This is a genomic window from Candidatus Accumulibacter contiguus (assembly GCF_012940005.1).
Lineage (GTDB): Bacteria > Pseudomonadota > Gammaproteobacteria > Burkholderiales > Rhodocyclaceae > Accumulibacter > Accumulibacter contiguus.
In genome coordinates this window covers 1-555 of sequence record NZ_SPMX01000139.1, presented here as the reverse complement: position 1 = coordinate 555, position 555 = coordinate 1, and the positions used below count along the sequence as shown (strand labels likewise).

The window sequence follows — 555 nt, the reverse complement described above, 5'->3', positions numbered from 1 at the left end:
CCGGCGCTGCAATCGCTCTATCCGAACGTTACGGCGTAACGATCCACAGAAAGGTAGGTATGGCCAAGAGCAATGCACAACGACAGGCGGACTATCGAGTACGTCACTTCAAAGATGAAGGCAAAGGTAAGCGCTTGAATCTCGTTCTTGATCTCCACGCCAAGTGTGCCCTGGAGCGCCTGGCATTCTGTTACGGCGTAACGCAACGCGAGATTCTTGACGGTCTTCTTCGTCAGGCAGAGGGCGACGTTGCGGACCGTGCCTCACAGCTTCCCAATGGGCTGAGCGACTACTACGAAAAACACCGACGATTAGCCCAGGAATTCGTTACGCCGTAACGCTAGCGTACTCTCATCCAGTTTGCGCAGACTCGCTGGAGACTGTTGCTTGACAGGGGGGCGAGCCCCGTGAATCGCGGGCGGAAGGGAGTCAAGGGGACCGTGGAATAAATGCCTGCTTCTGGCGTTTATGCCGCGAAAGCCCCTTGATGCCCTGAAGGCCGCCAACACTCAAGGCAGTGGTCGGGGATGTTTCTTCATCCCCGGCGGCTGCCAC

1 protein-coding gene is annotated in these 555 nt (G+C 57.1%); it reads left to right on the top strand.

The genetic code is table 11. The features are described 5' to 3' along the window. Nucleotides 1-338 (top strand): hypothetical protein (locus E4Q08_RS23655; protein WP_248595135.1); only part of this gene is annotated, 338 nt, incomplete at its 5' end. Between the last annotated feature and the right edge of the window lie 217 nt (nucleotides 339-555).